Annotated in this window: 16 protein-coding genes, 5 tRNA genes and 3 rRNA genes; 22 read left to right on the top strand and 2 right to left on the bottom strand. The window is 49.8% G+C overall.

What is annotated here, in order from left to right:
* The first annotated feature begins 277 nt into the window (after nucleotides 1-277).
* From guaB to ACSVDI_RS00990, 6 genes are all read left to right on the top strand, one after another.
* Nucleotides 278-1,756: an IMP dehydrogenase gene (gene guaB, locus ACSVDI_RS00965; RefSeq protein WP_457944070.1), complete on the top strand. Its 1,479-nt coding sequence runs from the start codon at nucleotides 278-280 to the stop codon at nucleotides 1,754-1,756.
* A gap of 245 nt (nucleotides 1,757-2,001) precedes the next feature.
* Nucleotides 2,002-2,078, top strand: a tRNA-Met gene (locus tag ACSVDI_RS00970).
* Nucleotides 2,079-2,083: 5 nt separating this feature from the next.
* Nucleotides 2,084-2,158, top strand: a tRNA-Glu gene (locus ACSVDI_RS00975).
* 76 nt (nucleotides 2,159-2,234) lie between these two features.
* Nucleotides 2,235-2,311, top strand: a tRNA-Val gene (locus ACSVDI_RS00980).
* Between the two features lie 76 nt (nucleotides 2,312-2,387).
* The gene (locus tag ACSVDI_RS00985; RefSeq protein ID WP_457944072.1) at nucleotides 2,388-3,017 is read left to right on the top strand and encodes a hypothetical protein; all 630 of its coding nucleotides are present in this window, start codon (nucleotides 2,388-2,390) and stop codon (nucleotides 3,015-3,017) included.
* A 426-nt stretch (nucleotides 3,018-3,443) separates the two neighbouring features.
* A complete protein-coding gene (locus ACSVDI_RS00990; RefSeq protein ID WP_457944074.1) occupies nucleotides 3,444-4,619 on the top strand; it encodes a GH25 family lysozyme in 1,176 nt (391 codons plus the stop codon).
* 140 nt (nucleotides 4,620-4,759) lie between these two features.
* Here the strand turns inward: ACSVDI_RS00990 and sleB are convergent, their stop codons facing one another.
* Nucleotides 4,760-5,473 (bottom strand): spore cortex-lytic enzyme, encoded by a 714-nt coding sequence (sleB, locus tag ACSVDI_RS00995; RefSeq protein WP_457944076.1) that lies wholly within the window; start codon nucleotides 5,471-5,473, stop codon nucleotides 4,760-4,762.
* Nucleotides 5,474-5,580: 107 nt separating this feature from the next.
* On the opposite strand from sleB, the gene ACSVDI_RS01000 reads away from it, so the two are divergent.
* The 9 genes from ACSVDI_RS01000 (at nucleotide 5,581) to rrf (ending at nucleotide 14,378) form a co-directional block, all read left to right on the top strand.
* The gene (locus ACSVDI_RS01000) at nucleotides 5,581-5,769 is read left to right on the top strand and encodes a hypothetical protein (protein ID WP_457944078.1); all 189 of its coding nucleotides are present in this window, start codon (nucleotides 5,581-5,583) and stop codon (nucleotides 5,767-5,769) included.
* 181 nt (nucleotides 5,770-5,950) lie between these two features.
* Nucleotides 5,951-7,472: ribosomal RNA gene (locus ACSVDI_RS01005) — 16S ribosomal RNA — on the top strand.
* 159 nt (nucleotides 7,473-7,631) lie between these two features.
* Nucleotides 7,632-7,707 (top strand) — tRNA-Ala (locus ACSVDI_RS01010).
* A gap of 74 nt (nucleotides 7,708-7,781) precedes the next feature.
* Nucleotides 7,782-7,858: transfer RNA gene (locus ACSVDI_RS01015), tRNA-Ile, on the top strand.
* A 131-nt stretch (nucleotides 7,859-7,989) separates the two neighbouring features.
* Nucleotides 7,990-10,821, top strand: a 23S ribosomal RNA gene (locus tag ACSVDI_RS01020).
* The 16S and 23S rRNA genes sit together here with 2 tRNA genes alongside, the layout of an rRNA operon.
* A 346-nt stretch (nucleotides 10,822-11,167) precedes the next feature.
* Nucleotides 11,168-11,680 carry a zinc ribbon domain-containing protein gene (locus tag ACSVDI_RS01025; RefSeq protein ID WP_457944079.1) on the top strand — a complete coding sequence of 171 codons (513 nt, stop codon included), beginning with the start codon at nucleotides 11,168-11,170 and terminating at the stop codon, nucleotides 11,678-11,680.
* A 39-nt stretch (nucleotides 11,681-11,719) separates the two neighbouring features.
* The gene (locus ACSVDI_RS01030) at nucleotides 11,720-12,436 is read left to right on the top strand and encodes an ABC transporter ATP-binding protein (protein WP_457944080.1); all 717 of its coding nucleotides are present in this window, start codon (nucleotides 11,720-11,722) and stop codon (nucleotides 12,434-12,436) included.
* Nucleotides 12,433-14,040 (top strand): putative ABC exporter domain-containing protein, encoded by a 1,608-nt coding sequence (locus tag ACSVDI_RS01035; protein ID WP_457944082.1) that lies wholly within the window; start codon nucleotides 12,433-12,435, stop codon nucleotides 14,038-14,040. The genes ACSVDI_RS01030 and ACSVDI_RS01035 overlap by 4 nt, the downstream gene beginning before the upstream one ends.
* A 221-nt stretch (nucleotides 14,041-14,261) precedes the next feature.
* Nucleotides 14,262-14,378 (top strand): 5S ribosomal RNA (rrf, locus tag ACSVDI_RS01040).
* Between the two features lie 105 nt (nucleotides 14,379-14,483).
* On the opposite strand, the gene ACSVDI_RS01045 is transcribed toward rrf, so the two are convergent.
* Entirely contained in the window at nucleotides 14,484-15,956 is a 1,473-nt protein-coding gene (locus ACSVDI_RS01045) for a phytoene desaturase family protein (RefSeq protein WP_457944084.1), read from the bottom strand.
* Nucleotides 15,957-16,226: 270 nt separating this feature from the next.
* Here ACSVDI_RS01045 and aroF point away from each other — a divergent pair, with 270 nt between their 5' ends.
* The 7 genes from aroF to ACSVDI_RS01080 all read left to right on the top strand — a co-directional run bounded on the left by aroF (nucleotide 16,227) and on the right by ACSVDI_RS01080 (nucleotide 21,883).
* Nucleotides 16,227-17,240 (top strand): 3-deoxy-7-phosphoheptulonate synthase, encoded by a 1,014-nt coding sequence (gene aroF / locus ACSVDI_RS01050; RefSeq protein WP_457944085.1) that lies wholly within the window; start codon nucleotides 16,227-16,229, stop codon nucleotides 17,238-17,240.
* A gap of 443 nt (nucleotides 17,241-17,683) precedes the next feature.
* Nucleotides 17,684-18,277 (top strand): biotin transporter BioY, encoded by a 594-nt coding sequence (locus ACSVDI_RS01055; RefSeq protein WP_457944086.1) that lies wholly within the window; start codon nucleotides 17,684-17,686, stop codon nucleotides 18,275-18,277.
* A 232-nt stretch (nucleotides 18,278-18,509) separates the two neighbouring features.
* Nucleotides 18,510-18,674 (top strand): hypothetical protein, encoded by a 165-nt coding sequence (locus ACSVDI_RS01060; RefSeq protein WP_457944087.1) that lies wholly within the window; start codon nucleotides 18,510-18,512, stop codon nucleotides 18,672-18,674.
* A gap of 175 nt (nucleotides 18,675-18,849) precedes the next feature.
* A complete protein-coding gene (gene rplM, locus ACSVDI_RS01065) occupies nucleotides 18,850-19,278 on the top strand; it encodes a 50S ribosomal protein L13 (protein WP_457944089.1) in 429 nt (142 codons plus the stop codon).
* Nucleotides 19,279-19,296: 18 nt separating this feature from the next.
* On the top strand, nucleotides 19,297-19,698 hold the full coding sequence (gene rpsI / locus ACSVDI_RS01070; RefSeq protein WP_457944090.1) for a 30S ribosomal protein S9: 402 nt from the start codon (nucleotides 19,297-19,299) through the stop codon (nucleotides 19,696-19,698).
* A gap of 477 nt (nucleotides 19,699-20,175) precedes the next feature.
* The gene (locus ACSVDI_RS01075; RefSeq protein ID WP_457944091.1) at nucleotides 20,176-20,997 is read left to right on the top strand and encodes a ParA family protein; all 822 of its coding nucleotides are present in this window, start codon (nucleotides 20,176-20,178) and stop codon (nucleotides 20,995-20,997) included.
* Nucleotides 20,954-21,883: a ParB/RepB/Spo0J family partition protein gene (locus ACSVDI_RS01080; protein WP_457944093.1), complete on the top strand. Its 930-nt coding sequence runs from the start codon at nucleotides 20,954-20,956 to the stop codon at nucleotides 21,881-21,883. The genes ACSVDI_RS01075 and ACSVDI_RS01080 overlap by 44 nt, the downstream gene beginning before the upstream one ends.
* Nucleotides 21,884-21,894: the final 11 nt, after the last annotated feature.

Genomic DNA, 21,894 nt, shown 5'->3' on the forward strand with positions numbered 1-21,894 from the left:
TAACAAACCTTGTACGTGAATCACCGTGATAGAGAGAACTCTTAGCGAGATGTATTTACGGCAGAGCGGCTATTTTCCATACGCAAAAGGTCCGATTTTGAAAAATCTCAGTTTGTGCTCGTCTTTTTCGGCACAGATTGGCGATTTTTCATTTTATAAACAGGAAAATACTTTCGCACTTATTTACCCGTGGCCATCGTAAACACGCAGAGGAAACACAGGAAGATGATGCACCGGCTTTTTTACAGAGGCGGCGCGATGTAAAGAGGAGGAAATCATGTTAAACACGGACTATTCTCAGAAGTTTGTTAAAGAAGCGCTTACGTTTGACGACGTGCTGCTGATTCCGGCGGAATCCCACGTTTTGCCGAAGGAAGTCGACCTTACCACAAACCTGACCAAAACCATCCGGCTTAACACCCCGCTGATGACGTCGGCAATGGATACGGTTACGGAAACGGAAATGGCGATTGCCATCGCGCGGGAAGGCGGCATTGGAATCATTCATAAGAATATGCCCATTGACAAACAGGCCGACATGGTGGACCGCGTAAAGCGTTCCGAAAATGGAGTGATTGTCGACCCGTTCTTTTTGTCCCCGGAGCACCTGGTCCGGGATGCGGATGAGATTATGGCCCGTTACCGTATTTCCGGCGTGCCGATTTGCGAAAACGGCAAACTTGTGGGCATCATTACCAACCGTGACCTTCGTTTTATGAGCGGCAGCGATTATGACCTTCCGATTTCCCAGGTCATGACCAAGGAAAATCTTGTGACCGCGCCGGTTGGCACCACGCTGAAGGAGGCGCAGGAAATCCTGCGCAGGCACCGCATTGAAAAGCTGCCAATCGTAGACGCCAAGGGCAATTTAAAAGGCCTGATTACCATTAAGGATATTGAAAAAGCGGTTCAGTACCCGAATTCTGCAAGAGATGCAGGCGGCCGTCTTCTGTGCGGCGCAGCCATCGGAGCCACTGCGGATGTACTGGAGCGTGTTGCGGAGCTGGTTAAGGCGCAGGTGGACGTTGTGGTGCTCGATTCTGCACACGGCCACAACAGCGGCGTCATTGACGCGGTAAAGAAAGTGAAAAAGGCATATCCAAACCTTCAACTGATTGCGGGCAACGTCGCTACGGCCTCCGGTACGCGCGCCCTGATTGAAGCTGGCGCGGACTGCGTAAAGGTCGGCATCGGCCCCGGTTCCATTTGTACTACGCGAATTGTTGCCGGTATTGGCGTACCGCAGATTACCGCAGTTTACGATGCAGCCTGTGCGGCGGCCGAGTATGGAATCCCGGTCATTGCGGACGGCGGCGTGAAATATTCCGGGGATATTGTAAAGGCGCTTGCCGCCGGCGCGAACGTCGTTATGGTGGGCTCGCTGGTTGCAGGCTGTAAGGAATCCCCCGGAGAAACCGAGCTGTACCAGGGCCGCCAGTTTAAGGTATACCGCGGTATGGGCAGCCTTGCCGCTATGGGCCACGGCAGCAAGGACCGTTACTTCCAGCAGGATGCCAAGAAACTGGTGCCCGAAGGCGTAGAAGGCCGCGTACCGTACAAGGGACCCCTTTCCGACACCGTGTATCAGCTGTTGGGCGGCGTGCGCTCCGGCATGGGCTACACCGGCTGCGCCAACATTGAAGAGCTGCACGAAAAAGCACAGTTTGTCCGGATTACCGGTGCCGGCCTGAAAGAAAGCCATCCGCACGACATTCAGATTACCAAGGAAGCGCCGAACTATTCGCTTTCCATCTAAATTTACGCGTTGGGCAAAACGAAAAGCCGGCCGCGTGCCGGCTTTTCGTTTTTCTGATTTTTAATTCTCTGAAAAGGGTATAATGCCCCGAAGATCGTGTATAATGTTAAATACCGCTGTTTCGATTCAAAATATTTTTGAAAAAAACTCGGAAAAATTAAAAAATGTGTTGACAAATAGGGTATGCCTAAGATATAATATAAAACGCTCCGCATTTCACTTATGCGGACAAACTGAATAACTGTGGCGGCATAGCTCAGTTGGCTAGAGCATTCGGTTCATACCCGAAGTGTCATTGGTTCAAATCCAATTGCCGCTACCAAATATGGCCCGGTGGTCAAGCGGTTAAGACACCGCCCTTTCACGGCGGTTTCACGAGTTCGAATCTCGTCCGGGTCACCATTTTTATATCCAGGTCAATCTCCGGCGGGTTTCCAATGGTGATTGACTTTGCATATTCCGCACACATGCGGACTATGGACGCATAGCTCAGCTGGTTAGAGCGCTCGCCTCACACGCGAGAGGTCATGGGTTCGAGTCCCCTTGTGTCCACCACGGGAAACGCGCACTTCACTTTTGTGAGGTGCGTTTGCTTTATCCCCGTGCCTTTTCGTAAAACGGGCCGGGCACAATGGCAACCGCGGTTCCGTGTTTTCGCGGCTGTGAGCCGCCGCGCGGCAACGAGGACGGAATTTACCTGATACAGGAAGGGATTATGAAAATGAAACAGATAAAGAAACTGACAGTTCTAACTCTTGCGCTCATTATGGTGGGCACCATGGCGGCATGCGGCATGGGAGACGTAGGCGGCACGCCTGCCCCGTCCGGCAGTTCAACTTCCTCCCAGGCCTCCTCTGAGGCTTCCCCGCAGGTGGACGAATCCAATTATGAAGACAGTGTGGACGGCCTGGCCAAATACCTCGCAGCAAAATCGCTGATCTCCGGTACGCCCTCCACCATGCGGGCGGATTTTATCGGGGCAGAAAAGGGTGTACGGTACCAGTTTGGCCTGAACGGGAAGGACAATGTAACGGTAGAGCTTTATCAGTTCCCCAGCACCCTGAATGAAACGGCACAAAAAGTATTGGACGCGGTGAAGTCCAAGGGCAGCTTCACCATTATGGATCAGCAGGTTTCGGCGGTTCTTTCGGACAGTGGGAAATACATGCTGATTTATAAGGACACCACAACCAACAACGACCAGAACAAAAAGCGTCAGGAGGACGTTACCAACGCGGTAAAAGCCTTTAAGAACGCATAATCCTTGGTTGATGAAATTCTAATTTGAAATAAGGAAGACGTACTGCTTTTTCGGCAAAGCTGTGCGTCTTTTTTGTTGTCACCGATTAACCGGAAGATTCATGGCAGTGGGATGCACCATCGTACGTAGCCACAGAAGCCGCCGTCAGGCGGCGAACAAAAGGGGACCGGAATTTAGTTTCACTGCCGTAGAAACAGTACGGGAAAGGCGGCAAGACGTTTTAAGTAAGAACTTAGGGAAACAGTTTCTTTGTAAAAGATCGGCCGAAGATAAAAAGGGAAAGCCTTCAAAACAAACGTAATTTGCTTTGAGGCTTTTTTTCAATTTTTAAGAAAGAATTAATTCACCAAAAGTTGACAAACGAAAAATACCAGCATATAATCAAACAGAAAAAATATAGTAAATAATGGAAATTGGAGGATTAAAATGAGAAAAAAACTGCTTTCCCTGATCCTGGTTTTCGCAATGGCTTTCACCGTTGCTTTGCCCACCTATGCGGACACAGCAACGGGTTCCCTAGCGCTTACCAGCACCACCATCGGACTAAAGCCGGGTGAAAGCGCTGGGCTTTTTGCCGCAGATAACAGCGTGGCCGTTACGCTCACTTCCGCTAACCCTGCGATTGCGTCAGTCAGCGATAATATGATAACGGGCGTTTCGTTCGGCCGTACAACAGTTACCGCGACAGCCGCCGACGGACGTACCGCAACCTGCGATATTCACGTTGCCTATAAAGGCGTCGATGTATCCAGCCACAACGGAAAGATTGCTTGGACGGACCTGAAAAATAACGGCGTGGATTTTGCCATTATCCGCACCGGCTACGGCGACGAACTGCCGGCGGTGCAGACGGATTCCCAGTTTGTCGCCAATTATAACGGCGCAGTTGCGAACGGCATTAAGGTGGGCGTTTACCACTACAGCTACGCAACCAGTGTCGCACAGGCAATAAGGGAAGCGCAGTTTTGTCTCAGTATTTTGAATAATCGTCATCTGGACTACCCGGTCTTTTATGATGTGGAGGACAAATCCATTTTCAGTAAGCTGACAACGGCTCAAATTTCCGCCATGGCAGCCGCGTTCTGCCGCACTATTACCAACGCGGGCTACCGCGCAGGAATTTACAGTGGTGCCCGGTATCTGACGAATCTGAACACTCCTGAACTTAGTGCTTATGACAAATGGGTCGCGCATTACGATGTGGACTCTGCAAGCTATACCGGCCCGTACTCCATCTGGCAGTTCTCCAGCAAGGGCGGCATCGCCGGGGCAAACGGCAACCTTGATTTCGATTATTGCTACCAGACTTATCCGCTCCCGGCTCAGCAGAGCGCTTCCGATAGCAGCATGACATCCGATACGGGTGCTACGCTGTCCATGAAGAAGGGAAAAAGCTATACCTTTAAGTTTACACCGAGTTCGACTTCGAGCACCCCAAGCTTCAGCACGGGCAATTCCAAGGTGCTTAAAGTAAGCTCCGTTACAAAATGGAAGGGGAGCTACTTGGTGAAGGTTACCGCGACCGGAAAGGGCTGCACTTCTGTTTATTCCACGTTTAAGGGTCAGCAGGCGGTGCGTCGCTGCGTAGTAACGGTTTCCTAAGCAACTGTTCCGAGCAGGGAAGGACTGGACCAACGTTCCCAAAGGAAAGATAAGACATTAACAATATGTATTTCCGGCTGCTGTTCCTAAGCGGCCGGATTTTTTTGCATCGAATTCCGCGATACAATAAAATGGAAGAACTATTTGCAGAAGCGGTGCTTGCCGATGACGGTGATAACCGGACGGGAGAAAATCCATTTACTGGTGCTCTTAGCCGGGTTGTAATAATAGATTGCGCCGCCGGACGGGTCCCAGCCGTTAATTGCGTCACGTGCGGCCCGGTAGGCGGAATCGGAAATCTCGTGATAGATACCGCCGTCCGTCATGCAACTGAACGCGCCGGGCTGATACACGACGCCCGCGAGCGTATTAGGAAAGGACGGGTGCTGAATCCGATTCAGAATGACGGCCGCAACCGCAACCTGGCCTGCATAGGGTTCCCCGCGCGCTTCTGCAGAGGTCACCTGAGCCAGAAGGCTGACATCCTTGCTGCTGAATCCGCCTAGCCCCCCGGAAGTTCCCCCGGAGCTGCCAATTCCCAGCGCAGCAAGGGTTTTCGGGCCGGCAATTCCATCCGCGGTCAGTCCGCGCGAGCGCTGAAAGCGAGTCACGGCATTCTTGGTCTGGGTTCCATAAATACTGTCCACGGTTCCCGTATAAAACCCCAGACTTTTCAGCTTGGTCTGAATCTGTTTAACTTCCGCGCCCTGCGAACCGTATTTGGAAAGGGTGGAAACGGAATCCCCCAAATTCGTTACAACCGCAATCACCAGAACATTTAAAAGAATTACCACAAGGATGCACCAGCAATATTTCAGTTTCTTTTGCTTTTCCATATTCTCCAGATTTAACATGTAATCACCCCGTTTCAAATTTTTCCCAAAGAGGCCGGGATTATCCGTACGGAAGAAAAACAGAGCGATGAATCTTCTCCAATCCGACTATGAACAAGGAAAAAGGTATGGAAAAACCGCGTTTTATGCGGTTTTTGACCCTAAAAAGCAGGAAAAAGCAAAAAAATCAAAAAAATTTGAAAAAAGGGGTTGACTTATGGGGGTGTATTTGGTATTATAGTCAAGCGCCTTACGAAAGGCGAACGGCAAGAGCGAAACGGAAGTTAAGCGAAGCCGGGCAGGACCTTGAAAATTAAACAACGTAACGAATTAGGAACCCGTAAAGATTCCGGAAAAGTTGAAAGACTTTGAGGATTTACGAAGTTGGCTGTCACTTAAGAAAAAAGACAGCAGAATACACGTTAGTGTATCGTATTTCGAGCGATTCAAGCTCTGAATATTCGATGTAAACACTCGAAAGAGTGATTTATATACAATATTTTAGAGAGTTTGATCCTGGCTCAGGACGAACGCTGGCGGCGTGCCTAACACATGCAAGTCGAACGGAGTGATTCGAAAGCTTGCTTTTGAATCACTTAGTGGCGGACGGGTGAGTAACGCGTGAGTAACCTGCCTTTCAGAGGGGGATAACATCCTGAAAAGGATGCTAATACCGCATAACATATCGAGGCCGCATGGTCTTGGTATCAAAGGAGCAATCCGCTGAGAGATGGACTCGCGTCCGATTAGCCAGTTGGCGGGGTAACGGCCCACCAAAGCGACGATCGGTAGCCGGACTGAGAGGTTGAACGGCCACATTGGGACTGAGACACGGCCCAGACTCCTACGGGAGGCAGCAGTGGGGGATATTGCACAATGGAGGAAACTCTGATGCAGCAACGCCGCGTGAGGGAAGAAGGTCTTCGGATTGTAAACCTTTGTCCTTGGTGACGAAACAAATGACGGTAGCCAAGGAGGAAGCTCCGGCTAACTACGTGCCAGCAGCCGCGGTAATACGTAGGGAGCAAGCGTTGTCCGGATTTACTGGGTGTAAAGGGTGCGTAGGCGGCTCTGCAAGTCAGGCGTGAAAACTATGGGCTTAACCCATAGACTGCGTTTGAAACTGTGGGGCTTGAGTGAAGTAGAGGTAGGCGGAATTCCCGGTGTAGCGGTGAAATGCGTAGAGATCGGGAGGAACACCAGTGGCGAAGGCGGCCTACTGGGCTTTAACTGACGCTGAAGCACGAAAGCATGGGTAGCAAACAGGATTAGATACCCTGGTAGTCCATGCCGTAAACGATGATTACTAGGTGTGGGTGGTCTGACCCCATCCGTGCCGGAGTTAACACAATAAGTAATCCACCTGGGGAGTACGGCCGCAAGGTTGAAACTCAAAGGAATTGACGGGGGCCCGCACAAGCAGTGGAGTATGTGGTTTAATTCGAAGCAACGCGAAGAACCTTACCAGGTCTTGACATCCAACTAACGAGGCAGAGATGCGTTAGGTGCCCTTCGGGGAAAGTTGAGACAGGTGGTGCATGGTTGTCGTCAGCTCGTGTCGTGAGATGTTGGGTTAAGTCCCGCAACGAGCGCAACCCTTGTGATTAGTTGCTACGCAAGAGCACTCTAATCAGACTGCCGTTGACAAAACGGAGGAAGGTGGGGACGACGTCAAATCATCATGCCCTTTATGACCTGGGCCACACACGTACTACAATGGCCATTAACAGAGGGAAGCAAGACCGCGAGGTGGAGCAAAACCCTAAAAATGGTCCCAGTTCGGATCGCAGGCTGCAACCCGCCTGCGTGAAGTTGGAATTGCTAGTAATCGCGGATCAGAATGCCGCGGTGAATACGTTCCCGGGCCTTGTACACACCGCCCGTCACACCATGGGAGCCGGTAATACCCGAAGTCAGTAGTCTAACCGCAAGGGGGACGCTGCCGAAGGTAGGATTGGCGACTGGGGTGAAGTCGTAACAAGGTAGCCGTATCGGAAGGTGCGGCTGGATCACCTCCTTTCTATGGAGAACTGATCGGTTGAAAGAAACTGGTCTAACATCCAAGGTCGGTTACGGAAGCCTAATTTGAAAACGTTGTTTAATTTTGAAGGCCCTGAAAAGAGCTTTCAAGAAGTGGAAACAAGGGTAGAACAACCTGAGTGACGCTGCCTTTCATAATGGGGGTTTAGCTCAGCTGGGAGAGCGCCTGCTTTGCAAGCAGGAGGTCAACGGTTCGATCCCGTTAATCTCCACCACGGGCACAGCCCGAAAAACAAATGTGGCTATATGGGCACAAGAATTAAACCGGATAGCCTCTAGCCAGAAATATGGGCTTATAGCTCAGCCGGTTAGAGCGCACGCCTGATAAGCGTGAGGTCGGTGGTTCGAGTCCACTTAAGCCCACCAAAGCAAACAACGATGTTGTTTGCACGTGTACATTGAAAACTGAATAAAGAAGAAGCAGATAAAGCGAGAAAGAAGTTATTTTTAATTAGAAATAATTAAATCTACAATTTCAAAGAACCAAGAAAACACATGGTCAAGCTACAAAGAGCGCAAGGGGAATGCCTTGGCACTGGGAGCCGATGAAGGACGCGACAAACTGCGAAAAGCTATGGGGAGCCGTAAGTGGGCATTGATCCATAGATATCCGAATGGAGCAATCCGGCTGGAGTCATGTCCAGTCACCGTATACTGAATTCATAGGTATACGGAGGGAACCGCCTGAACTGAAACATCTAAGTAGGGCGAGGAAGAGAAATCAAACGAGATTCTGCGAGTAGTGGCGAGCGAAAGCGGAAGAGGCTAAACCGGGGATAGCAATATCCCCGGGGTTCGGACGGCAATGTGGATGCTGGAATTTAGCAGAATGGCATGGGAAGGCCAACGAAACAGTGTGAGAGTCACGTATGCGAAAAAGGAAAGCGCCTAGCCGTATCCAAAGTACCGCCGGACACGTGAAACCCGGTGGGAAGATGGGGGGACCACCCTCCAAGCCTAAATACTACCCAGTGACCGATAGAGAAGAGTACTGTGAAGGAAAGGTGAAAAGGACCCCGGAAGGGGAGTGAAAAAGAACCTGAAACCTTGTGCTTACAAGCACCGAGAGCCCGTCAAAGGGTGATCGGGTACCTTTTGTAGAATGGTCCGGCGAGTGAATGTATCTGGCAAGGTTAAGGACTTCAGGTCTGGAGCCGCAGGGAAACCAAGTCTGAATAGGGCGTATGAAGTCAGATGTATTCGACCCGAAACCGGGTGACCTACCCATGTCCAGGTTGAAGTGGGGGTAAAACCCCATGGAGGACCGAACCGACTCCCGTTGAAATGGTAGCGGATGAGGTGTGGGTAGCGGAGAAATTCCAATCGAACCCGGAGATAGCTGGTTCTCTCCGAAATAGCTTTAGGGCTAGCCTTGTATTAGATTCCCGGAGGTAAAGCACTGAATGGTCTAGGGGCCGAAAGGTTACTGAAGCCTATCAAACTAAGAATGCCGGAGAATTGATGTACAGGAGTCAGACAGCGTGAGATAAGTTTCGTTGTCAAAAGGGAAACAGCCCAGACCCACAGCTAAGGTCCCAAAATATGGTTAAGTGGAAAAGGATGTGGGGTTGCACAGACAACCAGGATGTTGGCTTAGAAGCAGCCACTCATTAAAAGAGTGCGTAATAGCTCACTGGTCGAGTGACCCTGCGCCGAAAATTTAACGGGGCTAAATCATATACCGAAGCTTGGGATTCCGTAAGGAATGGTAGGAGAGCGTTGAATAAGGGGTGAAGTCAGAGCGGAAGCGCTGGTGGACTTTATTCAAGTGAGAATGCCGGAATGAGTAGCGCGAAATGTGTGAGAATCATATTGGCCGAAAGTCTAAGGTTTTTGGAGGAAGGTTCGTCCGCTCCAAGTAAGCCGGGAGCTAAGGTGAGGCTGAGAAGCGTAGCCGATGCACATACGGTTGAAATTCCGTAGCCGCCAAAAGATTTAAGTAAGAGGACACCTGAGAAGTGCATAACCCGGGCGATGGTTGCCCCGGGCGTAAGGGACCGAAATTAGAGTAGGGAAGTATGCATGAATCAGGGCGAGAAAAGTCTTATGTATATCTGAGGCGCCCGTACCGCAAACCGACACAGGTAGACAGGAAGAGAATTCTAAGGCCAACGGGAGAAGGGTAGTTAAGGAACTCGGCAAATTGACCCCGTAACTTCGGGATAAGGGGTGCCACAGCAATGTGGCCGCAGAGAATAGGCCCAGGCAACTGTTTAGCAAAAACACAGGTCTCTGCCAAATCGTAAGATGACGTATAGGGGCTGACACCTGCCCGGTGCTGGAAGGTTAAGAGGAGATGTGCAAGCATCGAATTGAAGCCCCAGTAAACGGCGGCCGTAACTATAACGGTCCTAAGGTAGCGAAATTCCTTGTCGGGTAAGTTCCGACCCGCACGAATGGTGTAATGATCTGGGCACTGTCTCAACTACCCGCCCGGCGAAATTGTAGTACCGGTGAAGATGCCGGTTACCCGCGACAAGACGGAAAGACCCCATGGAGCTTTACTGCAGTTTAATATTGGGTTTCGGTAGCTTATGTACAGGATAGGTGGGAGACTGGGAAACCGTGGCGCCAGCCGCGGCGGAGTCGTCCTTGGGATACCACTCTTAAGTTGCTGAAATTCTAACCTGCGGCCGTGAATCCGGCCGGGGGACATTGTTAGACGGGCAGTTTGACTGGGGCGGTCGCCTCCAAAAGAGTAACGGAGGCGCTCAAAGGTCAGCTCAGCACGGACGGAAACCGTGCCTTAGAGTGTAAACGCACAAGCTGGCCTAACTGCGAGGGTGACGGCCCGAGCAGTAACGAAAGTTGGAGTTAGTGATCCGGCGGTATGAGAGTGGAATTGCCGTCGCTCAACGGATAAAAGCTACCCTGGGGATAACAGGCTGATCTCCCCCAAGAGTCCACATCGACGGGGAGGTTTGGCACCTCGATGTCGGCTCATCACATCCTGGGGCTGTATTCGGTCCCAAGGGTTCGGCTGTTCGCCGATTAAAGTGGTACGCGAGCTGGGTTCAGAACGTCGTGAGACAGTTCGGTCCCTATCTGTCGTGGGCGCAGGATATTTGCGGAGAACTGTCCTTAGTACGAGAGGACCGGGATGGACGCACCTCTGGCGCACCAGTTGTCATGCCAATGGCACAGCTGGGCAACTATGTGCGGATCGGATAAACGCTGAAAGCATCTAAGCGTGAAGCCGGCTCCAAGATAAGATATCCCACAGCGTAAGCTGGTAAGGCCCCTTGAAGACTACAAGGTTGATAGGCTGCGTGTGTAAGCACGGTAACGTGTTCAGCTTGGCAGTACTAATAGGCCGAGGGCTTGACCATATTTTTTGGTTTGCCCAATATGCAGTGCACACTGCATGGCGCTTTCTGTTTCACATCTTTATTCAGTTTTCAGTGTACACAATGTATTCCTTGATATAAATTTAAAACTGTCCATTTGGACAGTTTTTTTGTTTTATCTAGAAATTTATCAGCTAAGAGTACGGAGCAGAAATAGCAGCCATACCCTCAGATTTCTGTGTCGGGAAAAGACCGGATCACAAAAAATACGCCGTTTTTTCCGTGTCGGAGCCTCTCACTTTTCTTTATAAAGAAAATTAAAGTTGACAAAAAAGCGGATCTGCTATATTTTTGTATTAATATTTTAATACAGGAGTGAGGGCTTTTTATGATAGAACAGTTTCTTACATATGAAATCATTGGTTCAGCGGATGGACCGATATCAATGTTGATCTCTGAGGGCCTCTGGTTTGCAGCAATAATTTGTATTTTATCCTTGCTTCTGCTTGCAGGGCATGTGCTGATCGCCCTTGCGGTTTATAATGATGCACGTTCCAAATCGAACCGGGATGCACTGATGTGGGCGCTGCTGGTTGGATTTTTGGGATTGATTCCGGGAATTATATATCTTTGCGTCCGGAATAATGTTCAGAATTATGTGATTTGCCCGCAATGCGGGTGTTCCCATTTGATTCAGGACCTTACCTGCCCAAGATGCGGGGCAAGTAATCCTTATTTTCAGCAGTCGGTCAATCCTCTGGCACCGCAGCAGGCGCATCAGGCAAAAATACAACTGATTATCGGGTTGATTCTGCTGCTGGTTGGAATTGTTGGAATCATTGTTTCGGTCATTGCTTTTCTGACGGCACTTTTACAGAATCCCATGGTCGCCATTCATTAAATTTTGGACCAAACAATCTAACTGATTTGGGGGAACAGAATGCTTGAAGTTATCAACTTAACAAAAAAGTACCAAAAAACGTTGGCGAATGACAACCTGAATTTCCGGGTTGAACCGGGTGAAATTGCGGTTTTAATCGGCCCGAACGGTGCCGGAAAGTCTACGGCGATTAAGTGCATTGCCGGGCTCTTGCGTTTTAACGGAATTATTACAGTATGTGGTTACCCAAATAAAAGCGTAGAGGCAAAACGCTGCTTTGGCTATATTCCGGAGCTGCCCGCTCCAATCGAAACGCTCACCGTGGAGGAACATTTGGAGTTTATCGGGCGGGCTTACCGGGTGGAAAATTGGAAGGAAAAAGCGGATGCTTTGCTGGAACGCATGGAACTAGATGACAAACGCCAAAAGCTGGGCAAGGAGCTTTCAAAAGGAATGCAGCAAAAGCTGAGCATTTGCTGTGCGCTGCTGCCGGAGCCCAAGGTGGTGCTTTTGGATGAACCACTGGTCGGCCTGGACCCCCACGCCATTAAAGAACTAAAAACTATTATTATGGAACTGAAAGCACGCGGCTGTTCCGTTTTAGTCAGCACCCATATGCTGGACAGCGTTTCCGAGTTCTGGGACAAAGCACTGATTATGATGAACGGGAAAATTGCAGCCATCCGCACCCGTGCGGAAATTGAACAGAGCGGGGAAGACCTGGAGCAGCTTTTCTTCTCCATTACCGAGGGAACGGAAAATGGGGTGGCAAAATGAATGCAATGCTCTATTTAATCCGCAAGGAGATAAAGAATTCCCTGTTGGATATGATTCGCCATCCGGGTAAGCTGATTTTGTATCTCTTCCTAATTGCATTGTTGTTGTATACATTTTTTACACAGGCGAAGAGCCAACCTCAGGTGGACCATCTAGACTTCCGTATTCTGCACGGGATTTATCTGGGAATTATGTTCCTGATTGGATTGCCCGTAATTTTTACCGGTCTGAAAAGCGGTGCAACCTTCTTTCGAATGTCCGATGTGAATTATCTGTTTGTTTCCCCGATTTCACCGCGGAAGATCCTCGCTTATGGATTAGTCAAGCAGATGGGCTCAAGCCTTCTGGTGGTGTTTTTCCTGCTGTTTTACAGTGGAATGGCCTCAGAAGCATTCGGAATCGTACCATGGCAAATGGTGGCGCTTGTGTTCGGAATTGCGCTGCTTCTGTTTACCACCCAGCTGATTACGCTGCTGATTTACGGCTTTGTCAGTGGAAACCCCAGCCGTGTAAAAAAAGTGCAGGCGTGCCTTTATGTTTTGGTAGGGCTTGCCGCTCTCTTTGTCATTGAAAAGGCTTTGACCGGCGGGTCGCCCCTGGAAGATCTTCTGGCGGCGGTCGCTTCCCCGATTCTGACGTTTCTTCCGGTTTTTGGGTGGGTGAAGGGACTGGTTTTTGCAATCCTTGAGGGGGGTTCTACGGAGATTATTCTGTACACGGTGCTCAATGTGATTGCCCTGGGCGGAAGCCTGCTGCTTTTCCTGCGCAGCAATCCGGATTATTATGAGGACGTTCTCCAGTCGACGGAATCAACCTATGAGGTGCAGAAAGCGGTGAAAGAAGGCCGCAGCCTTCAAAAAAACAATCTGCCGGCAGCCAAAGTGCGGGTTGGTCAAACCGGGATCGGCCACGGATGGGGCGCCAATACCTTCTTCTATAAACATCTGCTGCAGCATAGGCGAAAAAGCAGGCTGCTGTTTTTCAGCGCTTCGACGGTTGTGCTGACGGTAATTGCGGTTGTAATGGGAGTGTTCCTGCAGCATGTTACGGGGGATAATTCTGACCGGATGCCTTCCGGAATGATTATGGGCATTTGCCTTGCGCTGTGCTGCTATATTCTATTTTTCTTTAATATGGCAGGCGACTGGTCCATGGAGCTGATGAAGCCCTACATTTATCTAGTGCCGGAAAAACCGTTTCAAAAGCTGGTTTGGGCCAGTATCTCCACGGTATTGAAGCCCGCCATGGACAGCGTTGTCATTTTTACCGTGCTCGCGGTATTTTTGAAGGCGAACCCTGCCACGGCGGTCATTTGTATGCTTTTGTATACCTCGGTTGGATTTATCTATGTTTCATCCAACGTACTGTTCGAGAGGCTATTCGGACAGATGGCGAACAAAGGGCTCATTATGCTGTTTTATATACTGCTGCTTATGGTCCTTTTGGCGCCCGGTGTCGTAATCAGCGCGGTACTGTACTTTAACTTTTCGTCACTTCCCGGCCTGATTGTGGGACTGCCGGATGTTATTTGGAATATCGGCGTATCACTGGGAATCTTCGCCGCGTGCCGCAACATGCTAAGTACGGTGGAGTATAATCTATAAATAAGTAATCGGATTGCGTTGGGAGAAGAATTTTCGGAGTGGAATTCGGTGGAGTACGTCTCTCTGCTGCTCTTGCCGGAACAAGCCTTTGGTAGAAAAAGCGGGCTTTTCCGGCGCTTTTCTCCCGCGTGATCAAAAAAATAAAAAATATAAAAAAACACTTGCATTTTGTCGCGCGCTGTGGTATTATAATCAAGTCGTCAAGAGAACGACGAAATACAGTTGGTGCTGATGATGATGAGGGTCCACCCGTTCCCATTCCGAACACGGAAGTTAAGCTCATCGATGCCGAAGATACTTGGCTGGCGACGGCCCGGGACAATAGGAAGGTGCCAACACCGAAAGCAGTCACCCAATAGGGTGGCTGTTTTTTTATACTTATTGATTTATTTTTGTTCGATGAAAAAGGGAACGGCCGCAGCCGTTCCCTTTTTATATTTGATTTATATAATGTGAAATTGGACTTTTTCTTTCCGGCAGATTTGCTGAACCGCCTTTTTACCGGAGAGCGCATTGATAAAAGTAGCGGCCGCCGAAGTTGCCCATATGCCCGCGAAGTAAAAACGATCAAGCCCGGGAACGGTGATTTTGTTGCCCGTGATCATATCCTTGACGCTGAAAGATTTTTTGGGCGCGTTGCAGAAGCCGTGCGTGCCGCCCATAAAGCGTTCCCAAGTAAGCAGCGTGGGAATGTCAATGACCTCCACTTGATTGGTGATGCCGGGGAAATGCATCTCAAGGATTTCAAGAACTTGCTGCGCGACCTTTTCCTTTTCCGCTTCATATTCCGGCCTGCTGAACTTTTTCCAGTAGGAATAGGAGGACACCAGTTCAACCTTAATTACGCCCTTACCCTGCGGTGCCATCGATTTGTCATACCCATAGATCTGCATTTCAAGGGAATCCAGCGTGTGCCCGGCAATGGTTACAGGCTGTTTCAAAAGCTGTATCATGCTGGAGGGCTCGGCAGAAAGGTCGCGATTTACGCCAAGGAACACATGAACCGCCCAGTTGGTTTCATCTTCCGGTTCGGCGTAGTATTCGCGCAGACGTTCATCCATAAACCGGCCGTCCAGCATTTCCAGCAGTGTTTTTCTGCCGTCTGCGTTGGAAATAATGTAATCGGCGGAATGCTCCGTGCCGTCCGTTAACCGTATTCCGGAAGCTGCGCCGTCTTTTACTAATATTTTTTCCACCCTGCTGTTAAAATCAATTTTACCGCCTAACTCTTTATACTTTTTTACGATTCCATCAATGAACGACAAACATCCGCCCACCGGCCATGCGAGATCTCCCTGACAACCGGACGCGTGGCGCATAATATGCGCCACCGCAGGGGAATCTGGTAAGGAATATACCAACAGAGGGAACGCCCTTTGCAGGAACGGGTCAGAAAAACGCTCGGCCACATTCTTCATGGGAGTAGTCAACCACTTCCGGTTTTTGATAAACAACGGAAGGTTTTTCAGCATGCCCGGAAATCCATCCAAAAGCCGCTCACCCATCGCATCGCTTGCGGAAAAGTTCCGGATTGCCTTGACGTATTCATGGATTACGCCTTTATCTTGGGGAGAAAGCGAGAGCAGATGTTCTTCCAATGCTTTGGGGTCGTAATAATCAATCATCATTTTGCCGTCCGGGGAAGCTACGCTGACGCATTCCTTTGTGTAAACCATATCGGTAGGCATTGCGCCCAGCTCCGACCAGATTTGGTTCAGCTTGGACTTGGGGGAGCAGCCCATCAGGTGGTGAATACATACATCAAAGGTGTAGCCGCCCCGCTTCCAACAAGCACACTGGCCGCCCGCACGGCTGTGCATTTCGTAGATGTGGGTGTCGAACCCGTTCATCTGCCCGTAGATACCCGCTGCCAGTCCGCCCAGACCAGCGCCGATGATAATAATTGATTTTTTCATAGATTTCCCCCTTTTCCGTAATGACCATCCGAATACCCCATTCCCCGTATCGGTTAGGTGTGTGAGCCGCAGACCGGGCTCGGCGGTGCGGTGAAACTTCCTTGAGTATAGAACAAATTCCTTTAAAGGCCGCATCGGCAAGGTTCCCTTACATTTAATACTTGCTTTTTTGGCGTTTTCGTTTATAATATATTTAACACTTTAAAGCATAAAGCAATTAAAGTATCCTACTAATATAAGCCGGATATATTATGGAAGAGGGACAAGGGCATGATTATTGTCATGAAAAACGGCTCCACAAAACAAGATGTGGAAAAGGTAATCGGAATTTTAAAAAGTCATGGACTGGGAGCAAACCTTTCCGAAGGGTCACAGGCAACGATTATCGGCGTGCTGGGGGATAAGGCGAAGCTGGGCGGTTTTGATTTTGAACTTCTGGACTGCGTGGAAAAATGCGTTCCCATTATGCACTCCTATAAACTGGCCAGCCGCGAAATGTGCCCGGACGGGCGGCTGGTGCACGTGGGCAATGAAGTCATCGGCGGGAAAAAGCTGGTCATGATCGGCGGCCCCTGTGCGGTGGAAAGTGAAGAGCAGATTCGCCAGGCGGCGGCGGGGGTAAAAGCAGCCGGTGCGGCTTTTCTGCGCGGCGGCGCGTACAAACCCAGAACCTCCCCATATTCTTTTCAGGGAATGGAGGAGGAAGGGTTGAAGTTGATGCGCGCGGCGGCAGATGAATTCGGGCTGAAAGTGGTCAGCGAAATTGTGGCACATGACCAGATTGACACGGCCGCGAAATACTGCGACATGTTCCAAATCGGCGCGCGAAATATGCAGAATTTCCGTTTGCTCCGGGAAGTGGGGCGCTCTAGGGTTCCGGTTCTGCTGAAGCGCGGGATTTCCTCCACCATTGAAGAATGGCTTGATGCGGCGGAGTATATAATGAGCGAGGGAAATTACAACGTTGTGCTTTGTGAACGCGGAATCCGCACATTTGAAACGGCGACCCGCAACACGCTGGATGTTTCCGCCGTACCGGTAGTGAAAGAGCGCAGCAGCCTGCCGATTATTGTGGACCCATCCCACGCGGCGGGGAAAATGCGGTATGTTACGCCGCTTGCATTGTCGGCCATCGCGGCAGGGGCGGATGGCCTGATTGTGGAGGTTCACCCCAATCCGCAGGAAGCGATGAGCGACGCTGCACAGCAGCTGACGCCGGAAACCTACGCCACGCTTTTCCAAAAAGCCAGAAAGGTTGCGGAAGCAGTCGGCAGAACGCTGTAATCCCGTTCAATTCGTCAGGGAGTACTTCACAGTCCTGCAAAGTGACGGGGGAGAAACAGCCTTCACCTTGCCTTGTCCCGTTCCTAAATGAAAGAGAAGAGGATTTTTCCGCATGAAAGAGCAGGGGAAATCCTCTTTTTACTGATTGTATTTTTAATTTAAACTTATACGAAACAGCATCATGGTTTGTCCGAAGAACCAATGTAATTAAACAGACAGTGTTTTTTATCCAATACCATAAGTAACATTTATACTTTGTTAGACGAAAAGTATAAATTAACGTATTAATTGTCAACTACTTAAATTAAATAAGTTGACAATAATTCCAACGCTTTCTATAATAGAAACATCCTATTGCGAGCCATAGATTTTTGAAACACATTTGTTGCTCGGATTTCAATTGGTGGAAACAGAACAAAAACAGAAAGAAGGACAGAATAGACATGAAACAGAAAACAGTTGCTTTGGTACAATGTGCTCTTTTTGCCGCACTGACTGGGGTGCTGTCACAAGTGTCCATCCCGATTGGACCGGTTCCACTGAATTTGGCCACCTTTTCCGTGCTTCTGGCAGGGAGCGTTCTGGGAGCCAGATACGGCGCTGTCAGCCAAGCGATATTTACGCTGCTCGGGGTGGTTGGCCTGCCGGTTTTCGCGGGAATGAAAGGCGGTGCGGCGGTTCTTGCCGGACCAACGGGCGGGTATATTATCGGATATATTGCCACAGCGTGGCTGGTTGGTCTGCTGGCAAGGCAGTTTGGCAAAAGCTGCTCAAGGCTTGCCGTGTTTATGGTGGCGGGGATGCTGCTTTGCTATACGTTTGGAACCGCATGGTTCCTTGTTCTTACCAAAATGGAGGTGCGGCAGGCACTAGCAATTTGTGTGTTTCCATTCCTGATTGGGGACGCAGTAAAAGTTGCCGCGGCTGCATTGGTTGCCCCCAGACTGTACCAGACGCTTAGCAAAAATGGGTTGATCAATCCAAATTTGCAGAAAAAACCAGTAGAAATTCATTTTTCAAAATTTAATGGAAATTAGTGGAATTAAAATTTGTCCACACAGAACGGTGGAATACTCTGTTAAAAATGTTGAAAAGGTTAATGATAATACCAAAAGTACAAAGAAATCCAACTTATAATTCTAAATTAGCGATAAAATGGTGGAGTTTTCCATACGTTCAGTATACAGGTTGTTGAAAATACAGTTGGTAAAGTTGAAAATATGGAAAGTTTATCGTGGAAAACCCTTCCGCAGAGGAATCTTCAAATAAATGGCAATGGTAAAAAATGACGGATTCAAATTGCAAAACTGCAAAATTGGCATTCGTTCAGTATCAAACATGCAACGACCACAAAGCAGGAAAAATGAAATGACGGCGAAGTTAGGGGGCGTATGGGGCCAAAAACAGAAGAAAACGGGAGCAATAGAAAAGTAAATTAAAAAATTGCAATTTTTGTATTGACAGGCCCTGCTCCGTGTGGTAATATCATAAATGCAATTGCTTTGTGCCGGTTTTCGGCGCCCTTTTTGAAAGGCAGCCCTGCCAAAAGGGCGGGGCGTTGTAATATAATGGTAAAAATGAATTACCGAATGATTCAGGAGGGAAAAACATGTCCACCTATATGCCCAAGGCTGGTCAGATTGACCGCAAGTGGTATGTAATCGACGCTGCCGGAAAACCGCTGGGCCGCGTCGCTGCGCAGGCAGCTGTTTTGCTTCGCGGAAAACACAAAACAACCTTTGCACCGCACGTTGACTGCGGCGATCACGTTGTGATCATCAACTGCAAAGAAGCGGTACTTACTGGCAAGAAAGCCGAAAAGAAATACTATTATCATCACACCGGTTATATCGGTCACCTGAAGGCGACCCGCTATGACACCATGATGAATGAAGATCCGTGCAAAGCCATGGAACTTGCTGTAAAAGGCATGATTCCGTCCAACACCATCGGCCGCGCAGCACTTTCCAGACTCCGTCTGTTTGAAGGCGCGGAACACAAGCATGCGGCTCAGCAGCCACAGCCTTGGGAAATATAAGGGAGGAGGACTAGACTTATGTACGAGAAAGCACCTTATTTTTATGGAACCGGCAGAAGAAAAAGCTCTGTTGCCCGTGTAAGAGTTTACCAGGGTACCGGTAAGGTCACTATCAATGATCGCGACATCGACGATTATTTCGGCCTTGAAACGCTCAAGCTGATTGTCCGTCAGCCGCTCATGCTGACCAACACCAACGATAAGTTTGACATTGTCTGCCGCGTTGCTGGCGGCGGTGTAACCGGCCAGGCCGGTGCAATCCGTCACGGCATTGCAAGAGCCCTGCTCCAGTACGACAGTGAAAACCTGCGTCAGCCCCTGAAGAAGGCTGGTTTCCTGACCCGTGACCCGAGAATGAAGGAACGCAAGAAGTACGGCTTGAAAGCAGCCCGTCGCGCTCCGCAGTTCAGCAAGAGATAATCAGCTGTTCAAACTGCATCAAAATGGTTCAAAAAGCCCGGAAAATCAAGGTTTTCCGGGCTTTTCCTATGCCCTGAATGGCTGATATAGTTTGATGAAGTTTGATGTAACGAGACCCATTTTAACACAATTTTTAGTGGTTACCAAGTGGATAACCGGCAAAAAACAGGCTAAAAAGAGGGCCAAGTGGTTACCAAATAGGATAACCGAAGGCCGTTTTTTGCCCTTTGGAGAGGTGACTTTTTCTTCTCCTTCATCGACCATTTTCATCTGATTAGTTTGAGATAATTTGACCTAATTTGAATACAACAGAATAAATCTAATCGCCAAGCGCTCAGTATTTTTCTACTGGGCGCTTTTTGCGTTTCCGGGGAATTTCATTCCGGGATAAGAAAAGGCCGTCACTTTCAATTTTTGAAGTGGCGGCTTTTTCTATTTCCAGAAGCCATAGAACAATTCAGAAATGAGGTGAAGTCATTGAACACGCAAATCATCGCCATCGCCAACCAGAAAGGTGGCGTTGGCAAGACAACCACCTGCGCGAACCTGGGGATCGGGCTGGCGCAGGCCGGGAAGAAAGTGCTGCTGATCGACGGGGACCCGCAGGGCAGCCTGACCATCAGCCTGGGCCACCCCCAGCCGGACAAACTGCCCTTTACCCTGTCCGACGCGATGGGCCGTATCCTGATGGACGAGCCGCTTCGTCCCGGTGAGGGTATCCTGCACCACCCGGAGGGCGTTGACTTGATGCCTGCTGACATCCAACTCTCCGGCATGGAGGTCTCCCTGGTGAACGCCATGAGCCGTGAGACCATCCTGCGGCAGTATCTGGACACGCTCAAGGGACAGTATTCCCACATCCTGATTGACTGCCAGCCCTCCCTGGGTATGCTCACGGTCAATGCCCTGGCCGCTGCCAACAGGGTCATAATCCCCGTTCAGGCAGAGTACCTGCCCGCCAAGGGTCTGGAACAGCTGCTCCAGACCGTAAACAAGGTGAAGCGGCAGATCAACCCCAAGCTCCAGATCGACGGCATATTGCTGACGATGGTGGACAACCGTACCAACTTTGCCAAGGAGATCGCCGCCCTGCTGCGGGAGACCTACGGCAGCAAAATCAAGGTGTTCCGCACCGAGATTCCCCATTCTGTCCGAGCCAAGGAAATCAGCGCCGAGGGCAAGAGCATTTTTGCCCATGACCCCAGTGGCAAGGTGGCGGAGGGGTACAAAAATCTGACCCAGGAGGTGATAAAACTTGAAAAGCAGCGCGAAAAAAGTAGAGCTGGCTCCATACGATGACTTGTTTTCCACCGAAGAAAGCCGCCAGGATGCCAAGCTGGAAAAAGTACGGGAAATCCCACTGTCTGAGCTGCATCCTTTCAAGAACCATCCCTTCAAAGTCAAGGATGACGAGGCCATGATGGAGACCGCCGACAGTGTTCGGCAGTACGGTGTTCTGGTTCCGGCGATTGCCCGCCCGGACCCGGAGGGCGGCTATGAGCTGGTTGCCGGTCACAGGCGGCACCGGGCCAGTGAGCTGGCCGAGAAAGAAACCATGCCGGTCATTGTCCGGGACCTGGACGATGATGCCGCCACCATCATCATGGTGGACAGCAATCTCCAGCGGGAAAGCCTGCTCCCCAGCGAGAGGGCCTTTGCCTACAAGATGAAGCTGGAGGCTATTAAACATCAGGGAGCCAGAACAGATTTAACTTCTGTTCAAGTTGGACAGAAGTTAAGCGCCCGTGACAAAGTAGCCAAAGATGCGGGTGAGCGAAGTGGTATCCAAGTCATGCGGTACATCCGCCTGACCGAACTGATTCCCGAGCTACTGAATTTGGTGGACGAGGGAAATATTGCGTTAAGTCCTGCTTATGAAATATCTTTCCTTACCTCTGGTGAGCAAAGGTCGCTCCTGACCGCCATAGATTCCGAAGTGGCATATCCTTCTCTTTCTCAGGCACAGAGAATGAAAAAGCTCAGTCAGAAAGGTGTGCTTACGGAAGAAGCTATATTAGCAATTATGTCAGAAGAAAAGAAGGGCGATTTAGATAAAGTTGTCCTAAAAAGTGACACTTTGCGTAAATACTTCCCCAAAAGTTACACACCTAAAAGGATGGAGGAGACCATCATCAAGCTGCTGGAGGGGTGGCAGAAAAAGCGCCAGAGAGACCAGAAACGATGAAAGGAGCCGCC

This window comes from Caproiciproducens sp. LBM24188, assembly GCF_054130445.1.